Genomic DNA, 7,029 nt, shown 5'->3' with positions numbered 1-7,029 from the left:
CGGGTCGCCGCGCACGATACCGTCCACGACCAGCGCTTCCAGCCGCGCGTCCCAGGCGCCGCGGGCTTCCGCAGCCGCCGCGTAGGAGGTCGCTGCCGCGAACGCGATCTCCCGCGTGTAGCGCAGGATCGACTCGGTGAGCGCGGTGCGCTCGGCGTCGTGCGCGGCCAGTTCCGGCAGGCGCTGCTCGAACACGTCGATCGCGGCCCGCACCAGGTCCAGCGTCTGGCGCAGGCTCACCCAGCGGGACAGGTCCTTCGGCGCGGCGCGGAAGGCTTCGGCGGTCAGCCGGATCGCCTCGGTCGGGTCCTGCAGCCAGGCGACGAAGTTGGACACCCCGGTCTGGGTCACCAGCAGCACGCTCGCGCGTTGATCGGCGGGCAACCGCCGGAACCACGGCAGCCGCTGCTCCATCGCGCCGATGCTGGCGGTGGCCAGGTCTCCGGAGGCCCGCTCCAGGGCGCGCAGCGTGCTCGCGGAGACCCGCTCGCCTGGATCACCTGCGCTTTCGGATTCCATGCGGCACAGAATCGCACGTCGGCCGAGTCCGTCGGCGAGGGTGCGGCGGGATGCGCTCGCGCTCGCGGGGCCGGCGGCTCCCGCGGCGTCGTGCAGGCTCCGTTCGCTGGTATTTCATCCGGTCGGGCGTGGTCAACGCGGCCGAAGGCGGGACAGGATGGCACGCACAGCACGCGCACGCGCGGGGGAGTGATCGACATGGCGTTGCCGCTGGTGTGGCTCGCGGATGTGTTGCGGGCGGCCGGACTGACCGTCCAGGAGACGCCCGGTTGGCAGCAGCGTGCCGCCGACTCCGGTGATCCGCCGGAACCGGTGGGCGTGCTGGAGCACCACACGGCCACCGAAGCCTCCTACGAGAACCCGGCGCCCAGCCTGGACCTGGTCGTGGAGGGACGCGAGGACCTGGCCGGTCCGCTGTGCCACGGGCTGATCGGGTTCGACGGGGTGGTGCACCTGATCGCCGCGGGCCGCGCCAACCACGCCGGACGGGCCAAGGAATCCGGGCCGGTGCCCGCGGGTGACGGCAACGTGCTCTACGTCGGCTTCGAGTGGGACTACCAGGGCGTCGAGCAGGGGCCGAGCCCGGAGCAGTACTCGGCGGCGCTGACCGCGACCCGGGCCGTGCTGGAGCACCTCGGCGCACCGCCCGAGGCGGCGCGCGGCCACAAGGAGACCAGCGTCACCGGCAAGATCGACCCCGGGCACGTGGATCTGGAACGCTTCCGCGCCGAACTGGCCAACACCCGACAGGAGGACGCCGAGATGACCCCTGAACAGGACGCGATCCTGCGCCGCATCGAGAACGAGCTGCTCGGGCCGCGCGGACCGGAGGGTCAGATCACCGGGTGGAACACCATGCTCGGGCCGCGCACGCCGGTGGCGATGCTGGTGGACCTGGTCAACGTGCTGGTCGCGCGGGAAACGCCTGCTCCGCAGCAGAGCCCTGACCAGCAGCAGGACGGGCGGGCCGCGCCCGCCGGTGCGGTGCCGCAGCAAGCGCCCGCGCAGGACCCGGAGGCGATCAAGGCCGCGTTCACCGCGCTGCCGCCGGAGCAGGCGGCACCGCTGCTGGCCGAACTCGTGCGCATCCAGGAATCCCGCCAGCTCTCCCCGGAGCAGCAGGCCCGCGCCACCAACCCCTGATCGCGGTGCCGCACGAGCCGACCGCGCACGCACGAGAAACGACGGACCCATGACCGAACCGACCACCGGACGTCCCTCGGCCCTGTTCGACGAACAGCGCTCTGCCGAGATCGTCGCGGGCAGCTTCGCGAACACCCCCGATCCCCGGCTGCGCGCGGTGCTGACGAAGCTGGTCGAGCACCTGCACGGCTTCGTCAAGGACGTCGAGCCGACCCCGCAGGAGTGGCAGGCGGCGATCGGCTTCCTCACCGAGACCGGCCAGACCTGCACCGACACCCGGCAGGAGTTCGTCCTGCTCTCCGATGTGCTCGGGGTGTCGATGCTGGTCGACACGCTGAACCAGCGCAGCGGCGCGGAGCTCACCGAATCCACTGTGGAGGGACCGTTCCACGTGGTGGATTCACCGCCGCGCGAACTCGGGGACGACATCGACCAGCAGGGCAAGGGAGAGCCCTGCCTGGTCACCGGCCGCGTGCTCGACCCGGCGGGTGAACCCGTCGGGGGCGCGAGCGTCGACGTGTGGCAGGCGAACGACGAAGGCTTCTACGACGTCCAGCGGCCCGGCGAGCTGCCCGAGCACAACCTGCGCGGGCTGTTCACCACCGACGAGGACGGCCGGTTCTGGTTCCGCAGCATCGTGCCGAGGCACTACCCGATCCCGGACGACGGCCCGGTCGGCGGGATGCTGCAGGCCACCGCGCGGCACCCGAACCGCCCGGCGCACATCCACTTCGAGGTCTCTGCGCCGGGGATGCGGACGTTGACCACCCACATGTTCGTGGCGGGGACGCCGTACCTGGATTCGGACGCGGTGTTCGGCGTCAAGCCCAGCCTGATCCACGAGTTCGCCACGGTCGACGACCCGCAGCGGGCCGCCGAAGCCGGCCTGCCGGTCCCGTTCCGGTGGGTCGACTTCCCCGTCACGATCGACCGGCTCGAACCCGGCGCGCAAGAATGAGCGAGGACCCCGGCGCCGTCGACGTGCCTGCCGCCGGCAGCAGTGCCCGGGCCGGGGAAGACGCTGAACGAGGAGACGATGGCAGACCGCGCCACTGACGAGGCGGCCGCAGTAGCCGTGCACGAAACCCTCGCGACCCGGGTGCTGCTCGGCCGAGGATCCAGCGAGCGCATCGCCGACGAAGCCGCGCGGCTCGGCGCGCGCCGGGCGCTGCTGGTGGCGGCACCGTCCGCCGCGGATTCCGCGGACCGGGCGGCCGAAGCGCTCGGGCAGCGGCTCGCGGCGCGTTTCGATCGCCCGGCCCCGCACACGCCGGTGGCGGTGACCGCGGAAGTCATGCAGCTCATCGGAGCCGGCGGTGCGGACTGCGTGGTCGGGATCGGCGGCGGCTCGGCGATCGGCCTGGCCAAGGCCGTCTCGGCGCGGACCGGGGCGTCCCAGATCGCGGTGCCGACCACCTACTCGGGCTCGGAGGCCACGCCGGTGCTGGGCGAGACCGAGCAGGGCGTGAAGACGACTCGCCGCGATCCCGCGCTCGCCCCGGGCACGATCGTCTACGACCCCGATCTCACGCTCGCGATGCCGGTCGGCCTGACCCGCACCAGCGCCGTCAACGCGCTCGCGCACGCCGTCGAGGCGTTGTGGGCACCGGAAACCACCCCGGTCACCCGCGCGCTGGCCACCGAGGCCGCGAACGGAATCCTCGAAGCGCTGCCGGACGTGCTCGTCGCGCCGGAGGACCCGCAGGCCCGGGAACGCCTGCAATCGGCGGCTTGGCTGGCGGGCAGCTGCCTGGCGCAGGCCCGGATGGGGCTGCACCACCAGCTCGCGCACGCACTCGGCGGAACCTTCGACCTGCCGCACGCCGAGCTGCACACGATGTTGCTCCCGCACGTCATGGCGTTCAACCGGCGGTCCGCTCCGGCCGCGTTCGACCGGTTGGCCCGGTCTGCCGGTCCGGATCCGGTCGCGGCGGTCGCCGACCTGGCCCGCGGGTACGACGGGCCGAGGTCGCTGGCCGAGTTGGGCGTCGCGCGGGAGCAGCTGCGCGGGATCGCGGAACGGGTGGTGGCCGGTCCCTACCCGAACCCGCGGCCGCTGACCGTGGACGCGGTCGCCGAACTGCTCGACGAGCTGTGGCAGGGCAAGTTCCCCACCGGTGTCCGGTAAGGCACGCCGGTCGTCTCGTGGCGCGCTGTCGCGCGACCGCGCGATGTCGAGCCGCGATCAGGCTCGGCCGAGCACCTGCGCCACGACATCGGCCAGCACCGATCCCGCATCCGCGGGCAGCCCGGTCGTGCGGTAGCAGACGAAGTTGTCCGGTCGCACCAGAAGCGCGCCGGGCTCACCGAGCCCGTCGTCCTCCAGGATCCGTGCCCAGTCGCCGTACGGGTCCTCGTACCTGCATCCCGGTCCGATCACGGCTACTTCGATCCGCACGCCGAGCCGTTCCGCGACGGTTTCGGCCGCGTCCTGCCAAAGTTCCCCGCCGAGCCCGGTGAGCAGGGCGAACCGGCCGCTGCCGCCGATGTCCAGAGTGGACACTTCGCGGCCCGCCGCGGTGAGCCAGGCGTGCGGCAAGTGCGCCCCGGGCGCGGTGCAGGGCAGGTGGTGCAACTCGGTGTCCGAGGCGGAATCCAGCGGGTCGGCCCCGCCCTGCTCGTCGGGGACCACCGCGTTCGAGCGGTACCGCTGGTTGAGCTCCACGCCGTGCGCGTTGAACTCGTAGGTCTTGAAGGCGATCGCCTCGCGCAGCTCGCGGCGCCGCTTCTCGGCTTCCGGCGTGGTCTCCCGCAGGCTTTCGATCGCGGAGCGCACCTGGTCCGCGTCGGTCGCCGCGCCGGCCTGCAGCGCCTCGAAGATCCACGAGGTGTCCGCGATCGACTGGTTCGCGCGGTCCACCACCTGCCTGCCGATCGGCGCGCGTTCGGCCGTGTAGCTCTCCAGCAGCGCCGGGCTCGCCGTGCCGCGCAGCACGTGCGCGAACTTCCAGGCCAGGTTGTAGGAGTCCTGGACCGAGGTGTTCGACCCGAGCCCGTTCGACGGCGGATGCCGGTGCACCGCGTCGCCGCCGCAGAACACCCGGCCCGCCGAGTACACGTCGGCGGACTCGTGGTTCACCGTCCACGCCGAGCTCTGCACGATCTCGACGTCCAGTTCCGGGTCGCCGACGAGGTCGCGCACGATCTCGCGGGTGTAGGACTCGGACAGCTCCGGCGCGCCCTGCTCGATGTCGTAGCCCCACATCGCCATCCACAAGTTCCACGGTCGCACCATGCGGATGGTGCCCATGCCGAGGCCGCCGACGGTGGAACCGGGCTGCAACATCCAGTACAGGACGCTCGGGCGGTGCGCGACGTACTGCGACAGGTCGGCGCGGAAGACGATGTTCATGCTCCCGGCGACGCCGGAGCGGCCGGTCATCGGCAGCTGCGAGTTCTTCGCGACCAGGCTGCGCCCGCCGTCCGCGCCGTAGAGGTAGCGGGCGCGGATGGTGTACTCGTCGCCGCGCAGCCGGTCCCGCACGCGGACCTCGACGCCGTCGGAATCCTGGGTGTGGCCGAGGTATTCGGTTTCCATCCGGACTTTGCTGCCGCCCGCGACGGCCGCGTCGACCAGCACCGGCTCCAGCAGGTACTGCGGCATGTCGCAGATCCGCGACGGGCTGGCCAGTTCGTGCGCGGCCTGCACGAGCGGTTCGTTGCCCCAGGAGCGCACCCGGCCGAGTTCCGCACCGGCCAGCGAGGTGCAGTAGGTCGTGGTGCCGATCAGGTGCTGCGGGGTGGCCTGGGCGCGGACCTGCTGCTCCACGCCGAGGTCGCGGAAGATCTCCATCGTGCGCTGGTTGGTGATGTGCGCGCGTGGTTCGGCCGCCAGGTTGCCGTAGCGGGTGATGACGATGTTGTCGATGCCGTACCGGCTCAACGCCAGCGCCATGGACGCGCCCGCCGGGCCGCTGCCGACCACCAGGACGTCCGTTTCGACCGTGGCCACGCCGACTCCTTCCGCCGCGGTGCCGGGATGGTCCCGGCGACGTGGCGGACATCTTGTCCAAAGATCAACTTCCGCGCTAGAGGTTCGCGGTGAGACTTCCGCGACGAATTTCCGGATTGCCGGAAGTGCCTCGGATGTGGTCGGCGTACGGCGGCGACGCCTCGCGCACCGCCCGAACCGGCATCCGGGCCTAGCTCGCGCGCGGCGGAGTGGAAGTGCGGCCCTGCGCGCGCTCGGCTCGCCTGCGTAACAGGCGGTTGACCAGCACCGGGTACTGGGCGAGCGCCTCCGGCTCGTCCAATAAGCGATTCAGCCGCTGGTAATAGCGAGCGGGCGACATCCCGAACTTCTCCTGGATGAGCCGCTCCTTGCTGCCGCGGTGCCGCCAGAACTCGCCCTCGAAGGTCAGGATGGCGCGATCGGTGTCGTTCATCCCGGGCGCCCCCTCCGGTCGAGTCTGCGGCTTGTCGAGTCTGCGGCTTGTTCGATCGCCGGCCGAGGTCAAGTCTAACCGCAAGCGCACGAGTGTTCGATCAGCCGATCGGAGTCTGTGATCCGAACCACCCGAATCCGCCGGAACAGCCGTGCGGGCGGACGATGTTGAGCACGGCAGGAAACGCGCGCTCCGGGGCGCGGTGCGAATCCGAACCGGCGGATCGGCGAAACCGATCGTCCGAATAGGACGGCCCCGGTGGAACTCAGGGACCGGCGGTGCGAGTGCGGCCGGGAGGCGGCGCACGGGCGCGGCGGCGGGTGCGTCCCGCAGCGCCCGCCGCGTTCCGCGCCGTGTGGAGGGAGCAGGTCGTGCGGGTCGTCGCGGAATGGTTGCTGGACAACGGGATCACCGTGCTGGGCCAGCAGATCTCCTGGGCCGAGCTGGTCGGTCAGCTGTGCGCGCTCGCGGTCGTGTTCCTCGCGCAACGGCGCACGTTGGCGACGTGGCCGGTGCAGGTGGCCGCGACCGTGCTGCTGTTCGCCGTCTACGCGAGCGCGCACCTCGGTGGGCTGGCGATCCGGCAGGTCGTGATCCTGCTGATCTCCGTCTACGGCTGGTGGGCCTGGACGCGGCGCAGCGACCCGGTCTACGGCGTGGTGGTGCGCAAGGGCACCGCACGCGAGCGCTGGCTCCTGCTCGGCGCGCTGGCGCGGGCCACGACCGGTTTCGCGCTGCTGCTGAGCGCGCTGGACGCGTCGTGGGCGCCGTGGCCGGATGCCTGGATCTTCGTCGGCACCGCGGTCGCGTTCTGGGCGCAGGGCCGCGGGCTGGTCGAGTTCTGGCTGGTGTGGCTGGCGGTGGACGCCGTCGGCGTGCCGCTGCAGATGGCTTCCGGGCTGTGGTTCAGCGCGGCCATCTACGTGGTGTTCGCCGCACTGGTGATCCACGGCTGGTGGAGCTGGAACCGCACCGCGAGGGT

The 7,029-nt window shown here is 71.8% G+C and carries 6 protein-coding genes and 1 pseudogene; 4 read left to right on the top strand and 3 right to left on the bottom strand.

From position 1 onward, the window contains the following. Positions 1-519 (bottom strand): annotated as a pseudogene (locus tag IJH84_RS21920) (PucR family transcriptional regulator); the annotation flags it as partial. A 198-nt stretch (positions 520-717) separates the two neighbouring features. On the opposite strand from IJH84_RS21920, the gene IJH84_RS21915 reads away from it, so the two are divergent. From IJH84_RS21915 to IJH84_RS21905, 3 genes are all read left to right on the top strand, one after another. Continuing rightward, positions 718-1,662 carry an N-acetylmuramoyl-L-alanine amidase gene (locus tag IJH84_RS21915; protein ID WP_295148421.1) on the top strand — a complete coding sequence of 315 codons (945 nt, stop codon included), beginning with the start codon at positions 718-720 and terminating at the stop codon, positions 1,660-1,662. Positions 1,663-1,711: 49 nt separating this feature from the next. Further along, positions 1,712-2,620 carry a dioxygenase gene (locus IJH84_RS21910; RefSeq protein ID WP_200071032.1) on the top strand — a complete coding sequence of 303 codons (909 nt, stop codon included), beginning with the start codon at positions 1,712-1,714 and terminating at the stop codon, positions 2,618-2,620. Positions 2,621-2,698: 78 nt separating this feature from the next. Then, positions 2,699-3,790 (top strand): maleylacetate reductase, encoded by a 1,092-nt coding sequence (locus IJH84_RS21905; protein WP_295148418.1) that lies wholly within the window; start codon positions 2,699-2,701, stop codon positions 3,788-3,790. A 57-nt stretch (positions 3,791-3,847) separates the two neighbouring features. Here the strand turns inward: IJH84_RS21905 and IJH84_RS21900 are convergent, their stop codons facing one another. Then, positions 3,848-5,614, bottom strand: coding sequence for an FAD-dependent monooxygenase (locus IJH84_RS21900; protein WP_295148415.1), 1,767 nt, complete (start codon positions 5,612-5,614; stop codon positions 3,848-3,850). Positions 5,615-5,804: 190 nt separating this feature from the next. Next, on the bottom strand, positions 5,805-6,047 hold the full coding sequence (locus IJH84_RS21895; protein ID WP_295148406.1) for a DUF3263 domain-containing protein: 243 nt from the start codon (positions 6,045-6,047) through the stop codon (positions 5,805-5,807). 371 nt (positions 6,048-6,418) lie between these two features. On the opposite strand from IJH84_RS21895, the gene IJH84_RS21890 reads away from it, so the two are divergent. Beyond that, positions 6,419-7,029 (top strand): nicotinamide mononucleotide transporter family protein (locus tag IJH84_RS21890; protein WP_295148403.1); only part of this gene is annotated, 611 nt, incomplete at its 3' end.

It is taken from the genome of Saccharopolyspora sp. (assembly GCF_017434145.1).
Lineage (GTDB): Bacteria > Actinomycetota > Actinomycetes > Mycobacteriales > Pseudonocardiaceae > Saccharopolyspora_C > Saccharopolyspora_C galaxeae.
Note: the sequence above shows the minus strand (reverse complement) of the source record. Positions and strands in the feature narration are given on the sequence as shown.